The sequence below is a fragment of the Mycobacterium sp. shizuoka-1 genome, from assembly GCF_002723835.1.
GTDB lineage: Bacteria > Actinomycetota > Actinomycetes > Mycobacteriales > Mycobacteriaceae > Mycobacterium.
Genome location: NZ_BEWG01000041.1, coordinates 16,550 through 35,832 on the forward strand (window position 1 = coordinate 16,550; position 19,283 = coordinate 35,832).

Here is a 19,283-nt window from a genome sequence, read left to right on the forward strand (position 1 = left end):
CTCAGGCCGCGCGGTCGGCGTAGGTCGTGGTGCGTTGGCGCGCCGGACGGCCGATTCCCTCGGCGATCGCCACGAGTTCGGCGACGGTCTTGGCCGATCCGTACTCCGACCCGGCCATCCGGGAGATGGTCTCTTCCATCAACGTCCCGCCCAGGTCGTTGGCCCCGCCGTTGAGCATCACCTGGGTCCGCTCGACACCGAGCTTGACCCAGCTGGTCTGAATCTGGGAAATCCTGCCGTGCAGCATGATTCGGGCCAGTGCATGTACCGCGCGGTTATCCCGGTGAGTGGGTCCGGGCCGCGACGCCCCGGCGAGGTACAGCGGTGAGGACTGGTGCACGAACGGCAGCGGAACGAACTCGGTGAATCCGCCGGTGCGGTCCTGGATGCCGCGCAGCACGTTGAGGTGCCCGACCCAGTGCCGCGGGGTGTCGACATGGCCGTACATCATCGTCGAACTCGACCGCAGCCCGACCTCGTGAGCCGTGCTGACGATCTCCACCCACATCGAGGTGGGCAGTTTGCCCTTGGTCAGCACCCAACGCACCTCGTCGTCGAGAATCTCGGCCGCCGTGCCGGGGATGGTGTCCAGGCCGGCTTCCCGCAGCCCGGTCAGCCATTCCCGAATGCTCAAGCCGCTCTTGGTGACTCCGTTGGCGATCTCCATCGGCGAGAAGGCGTGCACATGCATCGAGGGCACCCGGGCCTTGACCGCGCGAACCAGGTCGGCGTACCCGGTGACCGGCAATTCCGGGTCGATACCGCCCTGCATACACACTTCGGTCGCACCGGCGACGTGGGCCTCCCAGGCGCGGTCGGCCACCTCCTGGGTGGACAAAGAATAGGCGTCGGCGTCGCCCTTGCGCTGGGCGAAAGCGCAGAATCGGCAGCCGGTGTAGCAGATGTTGGTGAAGTTGATGTTGCGGTTCACCACGAAGGTGACGTCGTCACCGACCACCTCGCGCCGCAGCGAGTCGGCAAGGGCGGTCACCGCTTCCAGCGCCGGCCCGTCGGCGGTGGCCAGCGCCAGGTATTCGTCGTCGGTGCAGCCGCCGGGGTCGCGCTCCGCGGAGCGAAGTGCCGACATCACGTCGGTATCGATGCGTTCAGGAGCGCGGGCGGCCAACTGCTCCACCGTGTCACGGATCGACTCCCAGTCCCCGAACGCACTTCCCAGATCGCTGCGGGTCTCGGTGCGCCGCCCCTCGGAATCGATCGCGGCGTGCAAGTCGGTGCGCCCCAACGATTCACTGGCTTCGTCGGGCTCCTGCCAGGGCCGGCCGGCCGGATTCACGTCGAGTGCGAAGCCGGTGTCGGGGTCGGCCAGCGCCGCGACGTGGCCGGCCACCCGCGGATCGATCCAGGCCGCACCGGCCTGCACATAGCGCGGCTGGGCGGTCAACCGCGCGACGAGGTCGAAGCCACCTTCGGCGGTCACCGCCGACAGCTCGTCCAGCGCGGGCCACGGCCGCTCGGGGTTGACGTGATCGGGCGTCAGCGGCGACACCCCGCCCCAATCGTCGACTCCGGCACCGAGCAGTGCCAGACACTCCGCGCGGGACACCAGGTTCGGCGGCGCCTGGATCCGCATGCCGGGGCCCAGGACCAGCCGTGCAGTGGCCACCGTCGCGACGAAATCATCGAACGCGGTGTCCGGCGCGCCCGCCATCGCGGTGTGGTCCTTGGCGCGGAAGTTCTGCACGATGACTTCCTGGATGTGGCCGAACTCCTTGTGCAGCCGCCGGATCGCGTGCAGGGTGTCGGCCCGCTCGGCCAGGTTCTCCCCGATGCCGACCAGCAGCCCGGTCGTGAACGGGATCGACAGCCGGCCCGCGTCGGTCAGGGTGCGCAAACGCACCTCGGGATCCTTGTCGGGGCTGCCGTAGTGCGCCGCGCCCTTGGTCTCGAACAGCCGGCGCGACGTGGTCTCCAGCATCATGCCCATCGACGGCGCGACCGGCTTGAGCCGGGACAGCTCGGCCCAGCTCATCACGCCCGGGTTCAGGTGCGGCAGCAGACCGGTCTCCTCCAGCACCCGGATCGCCATGGCCCGCACATAGTCCAGCGTCGAGGAGTAGCCCCGCTCGTCGAGCCACTGGCTCGCCTCGGGCCAGCGCGCCTCCGGCCGGTCACCGAGGGTGAACAGGGCCTCTTTGCAGCCGAGTTCGGCGCCGCGGCGGGCGATGTCGAGAATCTCGTCGGGCTCCAGGTACATCCCGCGCCCTTCGGCGCGCAGCTTGCCGGGCACCGTGACGAACGTGCAGTAGTGGCAGGTGTCGCGGCACAGATGCGTCACCGGGATGAACACCTTGGGCGAGTAGGTCACCGGCAGCCGCCCGTGGGGCCCGCGCCGGCCGGCCGATTCCAGGCCGGCGTCGCGCACGCGGGCGGCACTGGCGCACAAGTCGGCCAGGTCCTCGCCGCGGGCGGTCATCGCGATCGCCGCCTCGTCCACGTTGAGGGCCACTCCGTCCCGGGCACGGCGCAGGACCCGTCTCATCGCGGCAGGCGACGGAGCTTCAGACCGCGGCGGGACGACCGGTGTAGGGAGCGGGCTGTTGGGCTGCGAGTTCAGGGCCACTCCCGGGTAACCGTCGACAGCTGGGAAATCATTCCGCGCGTCTCACACCAAACTCGGGTGACGGACATGGTCCACACAGTAGTACCCCTGACGCACGGCGCGACCCGGTGTCTCAACGGCCGCCGACGATCACAGAAACATCCCAACACGGCAAAGAAATTTGTCCGAGCTGCCGGTCGGCACCGTAGATTGTCATTATTAGCTGTAATCCAAGCAGGGGGTTCTTCCATGTCCGTGTCCACCCGTTCCTATCTGACTGCGGGTGCGGCGGCGATGCTCGTCGGAGCCATGGCGATCGCCCCGGTGCAGCCATCGACTCCGACGCCGACCACCGCGGCCGCCGTGCGCCTGTCGGCAGCGGTGCAGCCGCTGGTCAACCAGGTCGACACGGCTGCGGCAGTGCTGGGCCAGACCGCTCCGGCCCCCGCTGTCCAGCAACCAACGGCCAAGGCCGCGGCACAGGCCGACAACAGCGCCTCCAACGCCATCGACGCGGCCTATGGGGTCATCAGATACTGGGCGAACTACTTGTCGCTGGAACTCGGCCCGTGGCTGCTGGGCTGGATCCCCTTCGGCTACCTCATCAGCGATCAGATCTATATCTGGTACCCGAACTTCACGCTGCCGGTGATGGACAGCTTCGTGTATGACTTCCTCGACCCGGTCGTCAACGACTTCTGGAACCCGACGGTGTGGGCCAACGGCCTGACCGCGATCGCGAACACCGCGCGGATCGGGCTCAACACCGTGGTCCAACAGGAGGTCGCGTACTTCTGGAGCCTGGCCTGGTTCCCGATCCCGCTGCCGCCACTGCCGCCGCTGCCGTTCGCGGCGACCAGGGTTCCGGCGGCCGCGGCCAAGAGCGAGTCGACCGCCGAACAGACGTCGACCGTCAAGGGTTCGGGCACCGGACATTCCGCACGTCCGCAGGTGGCCAAGCAGTCCTCCGATACGGCCGATGCCACGCCCGACACGACAGTCGTCGACGCCACCGATGGCGCCGCGACACCCAGCGCCGTGACCCCGTCGGCAGCCTCGAAGACCACCAAGGCCGGCGCCGACGCGGCGAGCGGTAAGAGCGGTTCGGCCAAGGCTGCCGACGGTGACACCGGTAAGAAGCGCTCCACCGCCGGTTCGGCACGCAAGCACGGTCCGAAAGCGGACAAGGCCGGCTCGGGCGACTAGCTGTCTGAACCCGGACGGTTGCGCCGCCACAGAAACCAGGCCGGCGGTGCGCTGCCCAGCGCCAGAAACACCAGCACGGAGTAGCCCATCACCCCGGGCCCGCCGAACACGACGTCACCGCCGGGCCCACCGAGGGTCAACACCGCGACGGTGGCCAGCCACGTCAACAGGGGCAACGCGGTGAGCCGGGCGGAGTCCGTCCAGTGCGCGGCCGCCCACACCAGCGCCAGATTCAACAGGCCGCTCACGAGAGCGCTGATCGGGAACGGCACCGGCCCCAGATAGAACGGCAGAAGCAGCGCGCCGGCGACCGCCGAGAGGACGCCATCCACCGCCAGCAGAGTCAGCACCACGCTGCGGATCGCCGGGTCGGTAGCCCCCGGGTCCTGTCGTCGCTGCGCCAACCCGGCCTACCGTCCGAAGCCGAGACCGCCCAAAAGGTCGGTCTCCCAACCACGCTCGTCGGTCGGGCCCGCGACTCCCTCGACCAGCACATAGTGTTCGGCGGCCAACACGGGCAGGACGAGCTTGTTGGACAGCGTGAAGGCTCGCCGGGTCGGCCCGACGAGCATCTGGGTGGCGTGCGCGGCGATGGCGTCCACCTTGGCCGCCACGTGTTCGGGCGCCTCGACGACGGCGGTGATCTTGTCGTCGGTGAAGCCGAACACCACGTCGGCGGGTGGGCGGATCCAGTCCGCCAGCACATCGGAGTCCGACAGCGCGTTCACGCCGTCGCGAAAAGCGGTGGCGCCGATGACTCCCCAATAGAACTTGGGCACCCGCCAGGACGCGGCCGCCACGGCGGCGGTGGTGACGCGGTGGGTCTGGATGTGGTCCGGGTGGCCGTAGCCGCCGTCGGGATCGTAGGTGGCCACCACGTGGGGGCGCAGTTCGTCGATGATGGCGGCCAGCAGTCCGGCCGCTTCGTCGACATCGGCGTCGACGAACTTGGGGTGGCTGCGGTCAGGGGTGCCGGGCATGCCCGAGTCGCGCCAGCGGCCGGCCCCGCCCAGGAACCTCGGTCCGGGCACGCCCAGGTGCTGCAGGGCGGTCGTCAGTTCGCCGATGCGATAGCCACCGAGCTGGTCGGCCCGGTCAACGGCCAGCCCCAGCCAGCGATCGTCGATGATCTCGCCCTCTTCGCCCAGAGTGCAGGTGACGACGGTGACCTCGGCGCCCTGCTGCACGTAGCGGGCGATGGTGACGCCGTTGTTCATCGTCTCGTCGTCGGGGTGGGCGTGCACGAACAACAACCGCGGAGTCTCCTGCGAAGCCACGTGGGTCACCCTACCGGGGTCGGTGACATAGATTCGGCCCGTGAAGCGGCGCGACCTGGAGTTCGGCTGCGCGGTCATGGCGATCGGCCTGCTGGCCGGGCTCGCCGGCGCCGCGACGACGGTGGTGCTGCACGCGGTCGAGCACCTCACCTATCACTACAGCTTCGGGACGCTGCTGGACGGAGTCACCGGCTCGAGCCCGGTGCGGCGGGCCGTGGGCCCGATGATCGGCGGCGCCCTGGCCGGGCTGGGCTGGTGGCTGTTGCGCCGACGGATGCGGGTGCCCTCGCTGACCGATGCCATCAGCGCGCCCGGTCCGTTGCCCCGGCTGGCGTTGTCGCTGGACGCCGGGCTGCAGGTCCTGCTGGTCGGCGCGGGCGCGTCGCTGGGCCGCGAGGGCGCGCCGCGGCAATTCGCCGCAGCGCTGGGCGATCTGGGCACCTCGCGGTGGGCACTGACCGCGCACGATCGGCGCATCCTGCTCGGCTGCGCGGCCGGCGCCGGTCTGGCCGCGGTCTACAGCGTTCCGATGGGTGGCGCGCTGTTCGCGATCCAGATCGTCGTCCGTAGCTGGGGCCTGCGAACGGTCGGGACAGCGCTGATCACCTCCGCCCTCGCGGTGGCGGTCGCCGCCCCGGTCACCCACCTCGAGGTGCCCCTGCACTGGCCCGACCCGGATCTCTCCTACCTGCTGACGGGCCTCGCGGTCCTGCTCTCCCCCCTGGCGCTGGCAGTGGGCAGAGGGTTCAACCGGCTGATGGAATACGCCAAAGCGCACAAGGTGGGCGACTCCTGGCTGCTGATCCCGGCGATCGCCGGAGCCGGGCTGCTGGTCGGAGTGTCGTCCCACTGGTGGCCCGAACTTCCGGGCAACGGCAAGAGCGTGCTGACCGTCAGCGTCGGCAGCGGTCTGACCCTCGCCTCGGCCGCGGTGATCCTGCTGCTCAAGCCGCTGCTGACGGCGCTGTTCCTGCGCGCAGGCGCCGTCGGCGGCATGCTCACCCCGGCGCTGGCCACCGGTGCCGCCCTGGGTTCACTGGTCGCGGTCGCGATCAACACCTGGACACCGCTGACGGTCAGCGTCCCGGCCGTGTCACTGGCCTGCGCCGCCGGGGTGCTGGCCATCACCCAGGGCGCGCCCGCGTGGGCCGCACTGTTCGTCTGGGAGCTGGCCCGCCCACCCTGGTGGCTGTTGATCGTGTTCGCCGCCGCGGCCACGGCCGCCCACCTGCTCGACGGTCGGCTCAACCAGCGGGCGACCGGTCGCCGCACACCCCGCTGAGATCAGCTGCACAAGTCGGCGACCTGCTTGCGGTCGAAGTCGCCCTCGGCCTGCCGCGCCGCCTGCCGGGGATCGCTGGCGTGCACGCCGGCCAGTGCGTTCATCCCGATGTCCTGCAGGGAGCGGGCGAAGGCCCGGATCGCGTCGGCGAGTTGCGTCGGGGTGTCGGCATCGAGCTGGCGCAACAGATAGTCACCGGCGCCGACCAGTGCCAGGCTCGCATCGGCGGACCCTAGATCGTTGCGTGTCTGCATGGTGGTCACCATGTGGAAGGCGGTGCACGCGCGGACCTTCGGGTCGCCGGGCAGCCCGGCGCTCTCGGCGCCGCCGGCCGAATCCGACACCAGCGCCCAGATCGACACGCCGAGCGCGAGCACCGCCAACGGAAAAGCCAATGGCGCCAGGCGATGCCAAATTGTCGGCACGGTAAGCGTTGGCGCATAACCAAGTTCGGCGCCTTCGCCATCTGCCATCACCTGACCATATCGGCGCCGACCGCGCCGCGTGCGGCGATTTCCGCGTTTTCGCTACCGTAAATCCCAGCGCATCAACATATCTGGGCCTCGTCGCGCGCGGTAAGAGGATTGCCAGTTTCGAAAATCGACAGTCACCAGCGACGACGGACAACTCATCACGATCGGCCTATTTCCGATCACTGCCCGCCATTTTTGGCACACGGATCTTTGCGGCAAGCAAACGTTCGGGTGACGGCCACTGACAACCGCCGCGGTATCGGGTACAAGGACGTGGTGGGAAATTCGCCGCTTGCGCCGAACAATGGGTCCTCGCTTCACCAGGCAATGGCTCGCCGCCTGCACCGGCGTTCGATCGCCACCGGTGAGATCAGCCTGCCCGCGGTGCCGGCCATGCTCGAGGACTACGTGACCATGTGCGCCGGGCTCTTCGCGAGCCTAGGCCGCGGATTCACCGACGAGCAGCTGGACCATCTGCGCGCGATCCTGCGCGACCAGCTCGACGAGGCGTTCACCGCGTCGCCCCGCTCGGAGATCGTGATCTCCTACGAGGCCCCGGTGGGCACCGTGCTGAACTATCACGTGAAGAGCCGCTGGTGGTCGGTCGAGGGCGCCTACGAGAACTGGATCGCCACCCGCGAGCCACCGCTGTTCGGCTCCGAGCCCGACGCGCGGGTGTGGGCGCTGGCCGGCGCGGCGGCCGATCCCGGCGCGTTCCCGATCCTCGACCTGGGTGCAGGCACCGGCCGCAATGCGCTCGCGCTGGCCCGGCGCGGCCACCCCGTCGACGTGGTCGAGATGACGGCATCGTTCGCCGACAGCATCGGTGCCGCAGCCCTGGCGGAGTCGCTGAATGTGCGGGTGCTCGTGCGCGACATCTTCGCCACCCTGGCCGACCTGCGCCGCGACTACCAGCTGATCGTGTTGTCCGAAGTGGTATCGGACTTCCGCTCGGCCGACCAGTTGCGCGGGGTGTTCGACCTCGCCGCACAGTGCCTGGCACCCGGTGGCCGGCTGGTGTTCAACGCGTTCGTCGCCCATCGTGACTACCCGCCCGACGACGCGGCCCTTCAGCTGGGCCAACAGTGCTACACCAGCATCTTCACCCAACCGCAGATGGCCGAAGCGCTGGCCGGGCTCCCGCTGCGACTGGTGTCCGACGAGTCGGTGTACGACTACGAGAAGGAGCATCTGCCGCCGCAGGCGTGGCCTCCCACCAGCTGGTATGCCGAGTGGGTCAGCGGCCAGGACGTCTTCGACGTGCCGCGTGGCGAGCGTCCCATCGAGATGCGGTGGCTGGTCTACCAGAAGCCCGCTACGGCGGCCCCGGGCGAGGTACCCTCTTCGTGACGCCCGTCACAGCACCGCTGACCGGCCGCCGCCGACATCGAAGTTAGCCGGTTTTTGCGTGCGGGAATACCCTCAGGCGGGCTTCAGGTGGCCGATCGGGCGGATTGACTTGGCCCGCAAGGCTTTTCTTCAGTGACGGCGGCGGGGCCACCGCCGCGAATGGCAAAAATTCTCAGGAAGAGTCTTTAGCCTTATCAGGCTCCTCTCAGGTATCGTTCTCGGTGAGCCATGCCGGATAAGCGGAGGGAGACGGCATGCGACGGGCCTTGGGGCCATTCCTCACTACAGGAGTGGCACTGGTGGCGGCCACTGTGGTCGTCGCCAACCCGATCGCGCCCCCATCCCGGGACATGCAGATCTCCACCACGCAGCTGTCCACCAGCCCGGACCTGCTCAGCCCCTCCGACAAATCCCTGATCAGCGCCCTGACACCGCAGCTGGCGCTGGGTGGGATCGGGCCGGCACTGGCACAGATCCTGGCGGCGTTGGCCGCCGACGCCGATCGGATCAGCCGCGAGGTCGCCTCGGCGGCGACCCCCGAGACGCCACTGGACGCTGCCCTGCCCGAGCAAGCCCCCCTGCGGGCCGAGCCCGTGGCCACCGGATTCGTCGAGTCCACCAACGCTGCCACGCCCACCACCGTCAGCACCGACTTCGCCTCGACGGCGTTCAACTCCGACGTGGTCCAAGCGCTGAACGGGCTGGTCGCCGACACCTCCTATCTCGGCGGAAAGGTCGTCGAAGCGGCCTACGCGGTGGTGGAAGTGATCATCCGAGTGCCACAGTTCGTGATCACCGCGGCTCTGGACCTGCTCAAGGGTGACATCGCCGGCGCACTGGACACCGTCAAGGCGGCGATCCAGGCGTTCTTCGGACCCGGGCTGATCCTCCTCGATGGGATCCGGGACGTCCTCTACGGCCGACAGCCACCGGCGGTGCCACCGCCGACCGCCGCCAAGCGGCTGATCGCGCAGATCACCGGCACCGACGACGACCAGCCCGCGAGCGGCGGCACCGTGAGCCCGAGCCGAGACGGCAAAGCCCAGTCGGGCCGTAAGCACACCCAGGCGCCGTCGGCTGCCAGCCTGCGACCCACTGGCTCCACCTCCAAGGCGGCCACCGCGTCGGACTCCAAGGCCACCACCCCCAAGGCGACCGGCAGCAGCAAACCTGCGACCGGCAGCACCCGGTCCACGGCGGGATCGGCCCGCGATCTGAAGCCCGCCGGCGCCGACTCGTCGGCCGACTGACGACGCCTCGCCGAAAATCGATACCGGCGGCGCGGTCAAACCACCCATTTCTCAGGTTGCTCTCAGGTAGCTTTCGCTGGTCGGCACACCTCGGCACAGGAGGACGAAATGTCTACCGCAGTCAGCTCGCTCTATAAGACCGGTATCGCGCTGGCCGGGGCGGCGGCGATCGCCGCCAGTCCCCTGGTGCCCAGCCAGGACGCCCATCCACCCACCGTGCACCTGCCCGAGGTGCAGCTCGTCGACCTGCCGATTCCGGCCCTCGGCGCGATCCCGTACCAGGTCGGGATCAACCTGCTCGGCGACCTCATCGCCGCGGCACCGATCCTGATCGGCAGCACGCAGCAATGCCAGACCGTTTGCCTGGGACCCAACACCCCCTACCCCGCCCAGACCTACGCCCCATTCACCGGGTGGGGGCTCGTCGGCCTCGGCATGGGTCTGGTGACCAGCCCCGTGGCGCTGGTGAAAGCACTGCAGTCCGGCTCGGACGTGGGCCAGGCGATCGGCGTGGCACTGCTGGACATCCAGGTACCGATCACCAACACCCTGGCCCTGCTGCTCGCTCCCCGGCAACCGCTGGGCGGCTTCGCCCTCGACGCGACGCTGCAGCGGGTGGTGACCGCGTCCCGCGACGCTCTCGTCGCCGGCTTCGACATCGCGGTTCAGGCACTGGTCCAGGGCCCGATCAGCGTGGTCGGCGGTGTGGTCGCCGGGGCGACCGCGTTCGCCGGGACGTTGGCCCAGACCGGCGATGTCGTGACGGCACTCAATGCGGGCCGGGCGCCGATCCAGCAGTCGGTCACCTATGCCCTCAACGACCTCACCATCAAGATCGACACCGGACGCGCACGTGTCTACGCCGACCTCACCGAGGGCCCCGGCGCGACGACCTCACCGATTCCGACGGTTCCGCCGCCGACGGCAGCGGCTGCCCGGGTCAGCAAGGTCGTCACGTCGGCCAAGGCGGTTCCCGGCACCACCGCTCACGCGACCACCACGGCCGCCGACAACGACACAACCACCACCAGCGGACGCGGCACATCCGCGGCGGCGAAGAAGGGCGCCGTCGGCGGGTCCAAGCGCACGCACAAGGCGGCCGCAAACGGGTAGGACTACTGGGCGGCCTTCGCCCAGCGGCCCGCGTCGGCGACGATGCCGACCGGCACCGCGCCGGACAGGCTCACGTTCTGCACGCTCGGGCCCACCGCGACGATCGTGGTGTCCTGCAGGATCGGCAACACCGTCGACAAGTTCCACAGCCGGGGTTCGACGAGGTTGATGACGTCGTCGATCTTGGCCGAACCATCAAGGGCCGCATCGATATTGGGCTGAATACTGCGATCGCAGATGCCGGTGAGGTTCGACGGTGCCTGCACCAGAGCACCGGACTCCGGGGTGAGCGGCGGCGCGGCCGTCGTCGTCGATGCCTGGGTCGGTGTAGTCGGCGACGCACTGGTCGACGCACTGGTCGACGGGGTCGGCGACGGATCGGCCGATGTGGTGGCCGGTGCCGTCGAGACGGCCGTCGCCTCCAGCGCCGGACACCCGTAGCGGGAGGCCAGCAGGGTGGCCAGATCCCCGCCCGCCGCGTGCCAGCCGACGATGGCGTCGACTCGGTTGTTGGCCAGCGCATCCCCGTAGAGCACCGGCGGGTCCAACGCGAGCACAGTCGCGGCGATCCCGACGCTACGCAACTGATCGGCCGCGGTGTTGGCCACCGCCACCGAGGTCGGGTCGTTGGCGGCCACCCCGATGACCAGCGACAGTGTCTCGCCGTCCTTGCTGACCCGGCCCCGGGTGATCTCCGGCGGGCCCGGCTGCTCGCTGGTGGTGCGCGACCCCGCCGACGGCGGCGGCTGCACCGGCGACTCGGTCGGGGTGCGGTCGATCTGGAAACCGGCCTGCTCGAGCAACTCCAGTGACCGCTGGCTTCCCAGCGCCGGCGGCGCGGTGGGCACATACCCAGGATCGCTGGGTGCACGGACCTGGGCCTGGGCCAACGTCACGGTGTTGTCGCTGCCGGCGCCCACCGCGGCGAGCAGGTCCACGTCGAGCAGTCCCAGGATGGCTTTGCGCACAGCCGGATCCGACAATTTGGGTTCGGCGGCCCGCAGCGTGAGCTGCATGACCCGCGGGGTGACGATGCGCGCGGTGCGCACATCCGGGATCGCCGACAACTGCGCGAACGCCGCCGCACCGCCGTGCACCTGGGCCACCTGGGTGTCCCCGTTGCGGATGGAATCGGCCAGCGCGGCGGGCGCGCCGGCGCGACGGAACAGGATCTGGTCGGGATGGGCGGGGGGTCCCCAGAACCGGTCGTTGCGGGCCAACAGGATCTCGTCGCGTTGCGGATCGATGTTGTCCACCCGGAACTGACCGGCGGTCACCGGCAGCGCGCGGGCCAGCCCGGCCGGGAAGCCGCCCGGCACGTCCTTGACGATGTGGGCCGGCAACAGGTCGTTGAACAGCTCGCGCCACGCCGGGTAGGGCTGCGAGAACGTGACCACCGCGGTCTTACCGCCCTCGATCGACTGCACGCCGGTGATCAGGTCATAACCCGCCGGGTCGACGACACCGGGCTCGCTGACCATCTGGCGCCACAGGTACCAGAAATCGTCGGCGGCGATCGGGGCGTTGTCGGTCCAGGACGCCTCCGGGCGGATCTTGTAGGTGACCGTGAACGGGTCCTGACTGGTCACCTCCGCCGAGACCAGCAGCGTCGGATCCATCTCCCAGCGTGAGCCCGTCGCGGTGGCCGGGTCGGGCACCGGGCGGAACGAACTGGGCAGGACCAGCGCGCTGATCGCGGCGTTGACCGGCGACTGATCGGAGAGCAGATGCGGATTGAACCCGGCGCCGATCGAGTCGATGCCCACGATGATCTGGGTTGCCCGGGGCGGCAGCGGGGCCGGTGAGTCGGAGGTCTCGGTGCTCTGCGGAGCGGGCGGGGGGCTGACCGTGCACGCCGCCGTGACCAGCCCCGACATCAAGACAGCCAGGACTTGCAGGCTGCGAGGTCTGTCCGGCACGCCCCTCAGCGTATCCACCCGCCTCGCGGCACCCCGATCAGCTGCGGGCCTTGGCCCGGGACCGGGCCCTGGCGCGGCTCGTCGCATCCAGCTCGACCTTGCGCACCCGCACGATCTCCGGCGTGACCTCCACGCACTCGTCCTCTGCGCAGAACTCCATGGCCTGCTCCAGGTCGAGTTCCAGCGGCCGGGCCAGCGTCTCCATCACGTCGGCGGTGGACGACCGCATGTTGGTCAGCTTCTTCTCGCGGGTGATGTTGATGTCGAGGTCCTCGGCGCGCGGGTTGATCCCGACGACCTGGCCCTCGTAGGTGTCCTGCCCGGGCTCGACGAAGAACTGGCCGCGGTCGGCCAGCTGGATCATCGCGAACGGAGTGATCTGGCCGGTGCGGTCACTCACCAGCGAGCCGGTGTGCCGGGCGCGGATCTCCCCCGCCCACGGCCGGTAGCCGTCGAACACCGCGTTGGCGATGCCGGTGCCGCGGGTCAGCGTCAGGAAATCGGTGCGGAAGCCGATCAGTCCGCGGCTGGGCACGATGAAGTCCATCCGCACCCACCCGGCCGCGTGGTTGGTCATCTCCTCCATGCGCCCCTTGCGGGCGGCCATCAGCTGGGTGATGGCGCCGACGAACTCGTCCGGGCAGTCGATCGTCATGGCTTCGAAGGGCTCGTGCAGCTTGCCGTCGACGGTCCGGGTGACCACCTGCGGCTTGCCGACGGTGAGCTCGAAGCCCTCCCGGCGCATCTGCTCGACCAGCACGGCCAGGGCCAGTTCGCCACGGCCCTGCACCTCCCAGGCATCCGGGCGGCCGATGTCGACGACCTTGATCGAGACATTACCGACCAGCTCGGAATCCAAGCGGGACTTGACCATTCGCGCCGTCAGCTTGTGGCCGGACACCTTGCCCGCCAGCGGCGAGGTGTTGGTGCCGATGGTCACCGAGATGGCCGGCTCGTCGACGGTGATCCGGGGTAGGGCATGCGCGTGGTCGGGGTCGGCCAGCGTGTCGCCGATCATGATGTCGGGGATCCCGGCGACCGCGACGATGTCACCGGCGACGGCCTCGTCGGTGGCGGTGCGCTCGACGCCGACGGTGACCAGCAGCTCGGTGATCTTGGCGGTCGTGATCACCGGGTGCCCGTCGACCTCGCGCATCCAGGCCACCTGCTGGCCCTTGCGGATCCGGCCCTTGTAGATGCGGATCAGGGCGAGGCGGCCCAGGAACGCCGAGGCGTCCAGGTTGGTCACCAGGGCCTGCAACGGGGCCTCGGGATCGCCCTGCGGCGGCGGGATGTGCTCGAGCAGCACGTCGAACAGCGGGTCCAGATTCTCCCCGTCCGGGTTCTCGCCGTTGGCGGGCTCGGTGGTGCTGGCGATGCCGGCTCGACCCGAGGCGTACAGCGTCGGCAGGTCCAGCGCCTTCTCTGCGGCGGCCTGCGCCTCCTCGTCGAGATCGGAGGCGACATCGAGCAGCAGGTCGTGACTTTCGGAGACCACCTCGGAGATCCGGGCGTCCGGGCGGTCGGTCTTGTTCACCACCAGGATCACCGGCAGGTGCGCGGCCAGCGCCTTGCGCAGCACGAACCGGGTCTGCGGCAGCGGGCCTTCGGAGGCGTCGACCAGCAACAGCACCCCGTCGACCATGGACAGCCCGCGTTCCACCTCGCCGCCGAAGTCAGCGTGGCCGGGGGTGTCTATGACGTTGATCACCGTCATCGAACCGTCGGGGTGGTGACGGTGCACGGCGGTGTTCTTCGCCAGGATCGTGATGCCTTTTTCCTTCTCCAGGTCACCGGAGTCCATCAGGCGTTCGATCGCGTCGTCACCGCGGTGGGTCAGTGCGCCGGACTGCCGCAACATGGCGTCTACCAGCGTGGTCTTGCCGTGGTCGACGTGCGCCACGATGGCGACATTGCGGAAATCCTGGTTGTTCACGGCCCTGATTCTGGCAGCGCAGGTGCTCTTTTGCGAAAACGAGGAAGGACGAGCAGGGCCGCGGCAAGGAAACAGAGCGCCCCGAGGAAGGTACCGAGGTTCGCCAGCAGAGCATCCTCGGTGACCCCGGTGCGCCGCACGAACGCCCCCACCGCCGAGACGCCGAAGGCGATCGACCCGATCATGTTGATCCACTCCGCCTGCCAGTCCCGGGAGTCCATGGCGATCAGACCCACCGCGATCGTCGCGGCGAGCACCCCCAGCGCCGCACTCACCAGAAACGCCACCGACCCCAGGGCATCCGGGGTCCACACGTAGTGCCGGCGCACCTCGGTGGTGTGCGCCCAGACCGCGGCGCCGGTGCTGACGTTGAACAGGATGGTCCCGATGAATTGGATTGCCGCCGAGAGCCATTCCAGCTTCGGCGGCGGTCCCGACAGCATCAGCTGCAGCCCGGCCGCGGTGGTGAAAAACCAGGACCCGGCGAAGCACAGCCAGTTGGTGGCGCCGGCCCCGGCGACGGCCGAGAAGCCGGGCAGCGTCGCGAGCGCGAAGAAGGACGACCCGACGGCGAACAGCCAGCACTGCCGCGACAAGGTCGCCAGTGTCCGCACACCCGGCATTCCAGCAGGCAATCCACATCGGATGCAAACCCCGCGGAGTTAGCCTGAATTTGCGTCAGATGGAGGTTCGACATGACGGTCTATGAGGTGCTCACCATCGCGCTCATCGTTGTCCTGGGGACCGCCGCGACCGCGGCGATCTACCTGGGCCTGCTCAATTGGATCGGCGGGGCGTACATCGTGCGCTGCGCGGGCTGTCGGCACCTGACGGTGTCGTCGGATCGCCGGCAGCCGCAGTCGTGTGCGCACTGCCGTCATCCGGTGCTGCTGCATCCGGTGCACGCCGCCCATCACCCGCGGCAATTCGCCGACGTGCGGGTGGTGCGCGACCAGCTGAAGTACTAGGGGTAGGACAGCAGCAACAGGACGCGCCCGCCCGGCGGCGGCGCGGCGAAGGCGTCCGGGTCGAATCCGTAGTAGCGGCGTTGGTCGGCGGTGATCTCGTCGATCACCTTGCCGGTGGCGCGCAGTTCACCGCTGCCGGTGCGCGCCATGACGCCGCGAAAGTCGGCCACCGACATCGACTCCGCGAGCAGCAGCGCCTGCCCGCCGTCGGCGAGGTCGACCAGGATCCCGGCGCCGGCGTAGTTGTTGCCGCCGCGGCCGGTGCCGCGCGGAGCCCAGTACACCGGCTCGGAGGCGGGCCTGCCCTGCACGCGCCGGTACTCGCCGGCGTGCCCGATGTCGGCGACGGTGGCCTCAGGCAGGTGCGCGATCGTGCGTTTCTCGGCGATCCACATCCAGGCCAGCGGGATGCACACGATGGCATACATCAGCACCACCAGCATCAGTACCGGCTTCCAGGCGATCTCCCAGGCCAGCCTGCGCGGCGACACCGCCAGCCCGGCCAGCTGGTCGTCGAGCTGTGCGCGGCCGAATCGGAAGACGTACCAGGCCAATACCCGTGCGGCCGCCATCGCACCGAGAATCGCCAGCCCGACGATGCCGGTGATGCGCCAATAGAAGGTGCTGTCGCCCTGGTTGGTGGTCGCCGCCAGCATGACCGCCGGGATCGGTGCGGTGATCAGCAGGAGCAGCGCATACGACGGATGGCTGCTCAGGTAGAGGTAGGTGACCCGGGCCCGGTTGTTGGCCCCGAAGACGGTGAAATCGCCGATGTCGACTTTGACCACCGGCGCCCAGGTGCCCTCCACGATCCGCGGTCTGACCAGTCCGCGGACGAAGAAGAACCCGGCGATCAGGGCGACCACGAGGGCACCCCAGAATGTGCCGCCCAGCGACTCGCCGGTGCCCGGCACCCCGAACGCCCCGTGGATGTCGATGACCTTGCCGATGAAGAAGGCCAGCGGGAGCGCGAAAAACAGTTCTAGGAGCCAGATTTGGATCAGCTGCGGTATCCGCGACCCGATTCGGTCGAAGGCCAGCACCCGTTGCCAGACGAACCGGAGCGCACCCACTGCTCGATCCTCAACCGGAAGTCGGTGCGGTCGGGCTGAATTCGACGGGCATGGCCTCCAACCCGCTGACGAAATTTGCCGGCCGCAGCGGCAGGTGCGCGCCCTCGACCAGGCGCAGATCGGGCAGCCGGTGCAGAACGCGTTGCGTCATGGTCGTCAGTTCCAGGCGGGCCAACTGGTTTCCCAGACAGAAGTGGGTGCCGAAGCCGAACGTGACGTGATTGTTGGGATTGCGGTCGATGCGGAACATATCGGGGTCACCGAAGACCGTCTCGTCGAAATTCGCCGACTCGAACAGCAGCATGATCTTCTCCCCCGCCACCAGCTCGGTGCCGTGAAAGTCGGTGTCCGCGGTCAGGGTTCGGCACATGTTCTTGATCGGCGAGGTCCACCGCAGCATCTCTTCGACTGCGCCGGGCAGCAGGTCGGCGTCGCCGCGCACCGCGTCCCACTGGTCGCGGTGGCGGGACAGTTCGGCGGTGCCCCCGGACAGGGTGTGCCGGGTGGTCTCGTCGCCGCCGATGAGGATCAGCAGGGTCTCGGAGATGATCTGTTCGTCGGTGAGCTTCTCGCCGTCGACCTCGGCGTCGATGAGCACGCTGACCAGGTCGTCGGTGGGCTCGCGGCGGCGCTTCTCGATCGTGGCCGCCATGAACTCGTTGTAGGCCAGCAGCGCGTTGACCGACGCCGCCAGGATCTCCTCGGACGCCGTGGAACTCAACGCCACCACCAGATCGTCCGACCAGGCCAGCAAGGTGGCACGATCCTGGGGTGCCACCCCGAGCATGTCCCCGATGACGGCCATCGGCAGCGGCGCGGCGAGGTCGCGGACGAAATCGCACTCGCCGCGCTCACACACCGCGTCGATCAGCACATCGCAGAGCGCCTCGATCGACTCCGTCTTGTCCTTGACCCGCTTGCGGGTGAAGCCGGCGTTGACCAGTTTGCGCCGCAGCAGATGCGCGGGATCGTCCATGTCGATCATGTGCGGCAGCGGCGGCGTGGTCGGGCGGATACCGCCGGCGTTGGAGAACAATTCGGGCTGGCGCTCGGCGTCGATCACCGCCCGGTAGGTGGCGGCGGCCGCCAGACCGTTGCGGTCCCGGAAGACCGGCTGGTGTTCGCGCATCCAGCGGTAGGCGTCACGCGCCTCGCCGCCGGCGTAGAACCGGCCGTCGGTGAGATCGATGCCGGTGACGTCCGTGAGCACGCCCAGATCATAGGGCGAGCGGCTCACGCCCCAAGGCGTTTCGCAAGCTCCGGCAGCCAGGCCCGGTCGGCGGGAACCCAGTCCACCGTGGCGAGTTCGTCGGCGGTCACCCACCGCAGCGCGCGGTGGTCGTGTGGGTGCGGCGCACCTCCGGTGTGGGTGACCAGGTAGGCGCGCAGGACCAGCGACGGCCCCAGGGCGACGTCGGCGCCCAGCTGCTCACCGACGACCACGTCGACGCCGAGCTCTTCGCGCAGCTCCCGCATCAGCGCCTCGGCGTCGGTCTCGCCCGGGGAAACCTTGCCGCCGGGCAACTCCCACAGTCCGGCGAGTTCGGGCGGCCGCCTGCGCTGTGCCACCAGCAGGGTGGCACCGGAGATCAACGCTCCGGCGACGACGACCTGGGACACGCCACGGAGCTTATGTGGTGGCCGAATTCGCCTTCACGATGGTCAGTTCGTAGTCGTTGCTCTGCCAACCGTTGAGGAAGGCACCCAGCGGCACCGCCATGTCCTTGCCGTATCCCGGCCCGCTGTCGTTGAAATACACCACGCCCTTGGCGGTGTCCACGGCGATCACCACGGCCTCGTGGTTGCCGCTGGTGTAGTTCGGTGTCGCCGACGACTGGTACTGCGGCTGGGTGCTCCAGACGATGTTGGAGTTGATCGTGACCATCGTCGCGTTGCCCGCGGCCAGCGCGGCCTCCAGGTCGCTCAGCGCGATCTGCGCGTCGGCGGCGGTGGCTCCGGTGATCCGGTTGCCGGCCTCGTCGTAGGTGCCGTACCGCTTGGTCGAGGCCGTCACACCGAAATCGGTGGTGGTGTTCATCAGCTGCACCGCGTCCTTGACCGCGACGCCGTTGGCGATGTCCTCGTCGAGGTACATCCGCCGACCCGGGTACACCACGCTGGCGGTGGTCTTGGCCAGGCCGACCATGGTTTCCTCGGTGGGCTTGGTGCCGGTGACCTGACCGATCGCCATCGCCGTCGCCATCAGAGTGCAGTTCGAGTAGCTCTGCTTCACCCAGTAGACGGCGTTGCCACGGTCGCCGTAGTAACCGGTACCGGGGACCGTCACCACGATCTCGCGCTCGACGATGTCCGGTTTGGCCACGCCCAGCCGGACGGCGATGGTGTGCAGCGCCTGCTGCAGCATGCCCAGCGCGCCGGGCAGGTCTGCCGCGCTGCCGTTGTCGACGGTGATCGTGAAGCGGTCGGTGATGCCGGGGGTGACCAGCTCCGAGTTCGGTGTGTAGGTGTAGGTGCCCGTGGCGTTGTCGTAGGTGACGGTGCCGTGAGTCGGTTGCTTGCTCACTCCGTAGGTGACGGCATAACCGTTGTTGGCGACTCCGTTGGCGTCCACCCGGATCGTCTTGCCGGGGCCCGACGGCAGATACCACGCCGGTGACAGGGTCGGCGTCCGGTTGAAGAAGATGTAGGTCAGCTGGCGCGACAGGTCGTTCCACATCGACGCCAGCGTCCGCGCCGGGGTGGCCGCGGCCGTCTGCTCGCCCGACCGTAGTGCCACCGCGTCCCGGGTGACCGCCGCGGTGGCAGCCGCCGGGCCGGGATCGCCGTTGGCGCCCGCGACGCCGTTGATGCCGCCGGCACCGCCGGTGCCACCGTTGCCGACACCGCCCCACCCGCCGCTGGCGCCCGCACCACCC

17 protein-coding genes are annotated in these 19,283 nt (G+C 69.1%); 6 read left to right on the forward strand and 11 right to left on the reverse strand.

The features are described 5' to 3' along the window. Position 1: 1 nt before the first annotated feature. Positions 2 to 2,581: a bifunctional FO biosynthesis protein CofGH gene (locus MSZK_RS13660; protein ID WP_099248651.1), complete on the reverse strand. Its 2,580-nt coding sequence runs from the start codon at positions 2,579 to 2,581 to the stop codon at positions 2 to 4. A 228-nt stretch (positions 2,582 to 2,809) separates the two neighbouring features. Between MSZK_RS13660 and MSZK_RS13665 the strand changes: the two genes are divergently transcribed. After that, complete coding sequence (locus MSZK_RS13665) at positions 2,810 to 3,766, forward strand: hypothetical protein (protein ID WP_099248653.1); 957 nt, start codon at positions 2,810 to 2,812, stop codon at positions 3,764 to 3,766. Here MSZK_RS13665 and MSZK_RS13670 read toward each other — a convergent pair. Continuing rightward, the gene (locus MSZK_RS13670; RefSeq protein WP_099248655.1) at positions 3,763 to 4,170 is read right to left on the reverse strand and encodes a hypothetical protein; all 408 of its coding nucleotides are present in this window, start codon (positions 4,168 to 4,170) and stop codon (positions 3,763 to 3,765) included. The genes MSZK_RS13665 and MSZK_RS13670 overlap by 4 nt on opposite strands. Positions 4,171 to 4,176: 6 nt before the next feature. Then, a complete protein-coding gene (mshB, locus tag MSZK_RS13675; protein WP_099248686.1) occupies positions 4,177 to 5,043 on the reverse strand; it encodes an N-acetyl-1-D-myo-inositol-2-amino-2-deoxy-alpha-D-glucopyranoside deacetylase in 867 nt (288 codons plus the stop codon). A 40-nt stretch (positions 5,044 to 5,083) separates the two neighbouring features. Here mshB and MSZK_RS13680 point away from each other — a divergent pair, with 40 nt between their 5' ends. After that, positions 5,084 to 6,325, forward strand: a complete 1,242-nt coding sequence (locus MSZK_RS13680; protein WP_099248657.1) for a chloride channel protein — start codon at positions 5,084 to 5,086, stop codon at positions 6,323 to 6,325. Between the two features lie 2 nt (positions 6,326 to 6,327). Here MSZK_RS13680 and MSZK_RS13685 read toward each other — a convergent pair whose 3' ends face one another. Further along, the gene (locus tag MSZK_RS13685; RefSeq protein WP_142389923.1) at positions 6,328 to 6,798 is read right to left on the reverse strand and encodes a hypothetical protein; all 471 of its coding nucleotides are present in this window, start codon (positions 6,796 to 6,798) and stop codon (positions 6,328 to 6,330) included. Positions 6,799 to 7,074: 276 nt separating this feature from the next. Here MSZK_RS13685 and MSZK_RS13690 point away from each other — a divergent pair, with 276 nt between their 5' ends. The 3 genes from MSZK_RS13690 (at position 7,075) to MSZK_RS13700 (ending at position 10,511) form a co-directional block, all read left to right on the forward strand. Next, entirely contained in the window at positions 7,075 to 8,148 is a 1,074-nt protein-coding gene (locus tag MSZK_RS13690) for a class I SAM-dependent methyltransferase (protein ID WP_371411335.1), read from the forward strand. 254 nt (positions 8,149 to 8,402) lie between these two features. Beyond that, complete coding sequence (locus tag MSZK_RS13695; RefSeq protein ID WP_142389924.1) at positions 8,403 to 9,398, forward strand: hypothetical protein; 996 nt, start codon at positions 8,403 to 8,405, stop codon at positions 9,396 to 9,398. 108 nt (positions 9,399 to 9,506) lie between these two features. Next, positions 9,507 to 10,511: a hypothetical protein gene (locus MSZK_RS13700; RefSeq protein WP_099248662.1), complete on the forward strand. Its 1,005-nt coding sequence runs from the start codon at positions 9,507 to 9,509 to the stop codon at positions 10,509 to 10,511. Between the two features lie 2 nt (positions 10,512 to 10,513). Here MSZK_RS13700 and MSZK_RS13705 read toward each other — a convergent pair whose 3' ends face one another. The 3 genes from MSZK_RS13705 to MSZK_RS13715 all read right to left on the reverse strand — a co-directional run bounded on the left by MSZK_RS13705 (position 10,514) and on the right by MSZK_RS13715 (position 14,989). After that, a complete protein-coding gene (locus MSZK_RS13705) occupies positions 10,514 to 12,388 on the reverse strand; it encodes an ABC transporter family substrate-binding protein (protein WP_199203330.1) in 1,875 nt (624 codons plus the stop codon). Positions 12,389 to 12,467: 79 nt separating this feature from the next. Beyond that, the gene (typA, locus tag MSZK_RS13710) at positions 12,468 to 14,366 is read right to left on the reverse strand and encodes a translational GTPase TypA (protein ID WP_099248666.1); all 1,899 of its coding nucleotides are present in this window, start codon (positions 14,364 to 14,366) and stop codon (positions 12,468 to 12,470) included. Continuing rightward, positions 14,363 to 14,989, reverse strand: coding sequence for a hypothetical protein (locus MSZK_RS13715; RefSeq protein ID WP_099248668.1), 627 nt, complete (start codon positions 14,987 to 14,989; stop codon positions 14,363 to 14,365). Before MSZK_RS13715 ends, typA begins: the two co-directional genes overlap by 4 nt. Positions 14,990 to 15,061: 72 nt before the next feature. Here MSZK_RS13715 and MSZK_RS13720 point away from each other — a divergent pair, with 72 nt between their 5' ends. Then, positions 15,062 to 15,334 (forward strand): hypothetical protein, encoded by a 273-nt coding sequence (locus tag MSZK_RS13720; protein ID WP_099248670.1) that lies wholly within the window; start codon positions 15,062 to 15,064, stop codon positions 15,332 to 15,334. On the opposite strand, the gene MSZK_RS13725 is transcribed toward MSZK_RS13720, so the two are convergent. From MSZK_RS13725 to MSZK_RS32330, 4 genes are all read right to left on the reverse strand, one after another. After that, positions 15,331 to 16,407, reverse strand: a complete 1,077-nt coding sequence (locus MSZK_RS13725; RefSeq protein WP_099248672.1) for a hypothetical protein — start codon at positions 16,405 to 16,407, stop codon at positions 15,331 to 15,333. The two genes, MSZK_RS13720 and MSZK_RS13725, sit on opposite strands and share 4 nt — an antisense overlap. A 10-nt stretch (positions 16,408 to 16,417) precedes the next feature. Continuing rightward, positions 16,418 to 17,536 carry a cytochrome P450 gene (locus MSZK_RS13730; RefSeq protein WP_233211297.1) on the reverse strand — a complete coding sequence of 373 codons (1,119 nt, stop codon included), beginning with the start codon at positions 17,534 to 17,536 and terminating at the stop codon, positions 16,418 to 16,420. A gap of 104 nt (positions 17,537 to 17,640) precedes the next feature. Further along, positions 17,641 to 18,027, reverse strand: a complete 387-nt coding sequence (locus tag MSZK_RS13735; protein ID WP_099248674.1) for a (deoxy)nucleoside triphosphate pyrophosphohydrolase — start codon at positions 18,025 to 18,027, stop codon at positions 17,641 to 17,643. A 10-nt stretch (positions 18,028 to 18,037) separates the two neighbouring features. Continuing rightward, positions 18,038 to 19,283: Ig-like domain-containing protein (locus MSZK_RS32330; RefSeq protein WP_233211292.1), on the reverse strand; the 1,246-nt coding region annotated here is incomplete at its 5' end.

What these genes read in the sequence shown, in the direction of transcription:
- MSZK_RS13665 (WP_099248653.1), top strand. Translation starts at nt 2,810, where the DNA reads ATGTCCGTGTCCACCCGTTCCTATCTGACTGCGGGTGCGGCGGCGATG.
- MSZK_RS13685 (WP_142389923.1), bottom strand. Translation starts at nt 6,798, where the DNA reads ATGGCAGATGGCGAAGGCGCCGAACTTGGTTATGCGCCAACGCTTACC.
- MSZK_RS13695 (WP_142389924.1), top strand. Translation starts at nt 8,403, where the DNA reads ATGCGACGGGCCTTGGGGCCATTCCTCACTACAGGAGTGGCACTGGTG.
- MSZK_RS13700 (WP_099248662.1), top strand. Translation starts at nt 9,507, where the DNA reads ATGTCTACCGCAGTCAGCTCGCTCTATAAGACCGGTATCGCGCTGGCC.
- MSZK_RS13705 (WP_199203330.1), bottom strand. Translation starts at nt 12,388, where the DNA reads ATGTCGGGGCTGGTCACGGCGGCGTGCACGGTCAGCCCCCCGCCCGCT.
- MSZK_RS13715 (WP_099248668.1), bottom strand. Translation starts at nt 14,989, where the DNA reads ATGCCGGGTGTGCGGACACTGGCGACCTTGTCGCGGCAGTGCTGGCTG.
- MSZK_RS13720 (WP_099248670.1), top strand. Translation starts at nt 15,062, where the DNA reads ATGACGGTCTATGAGGTGCTCACCATCGCGCTCATCGTTGTCCTGGGG.
- MSZK_RS13730 (WP_233211297.1), bottom strand. Translation starts at nt 17,536, where the DNA reads ATGCGCGAACACCAGCCGGTCTTCCGGGACCGCAACGGTCTGGCGGCC.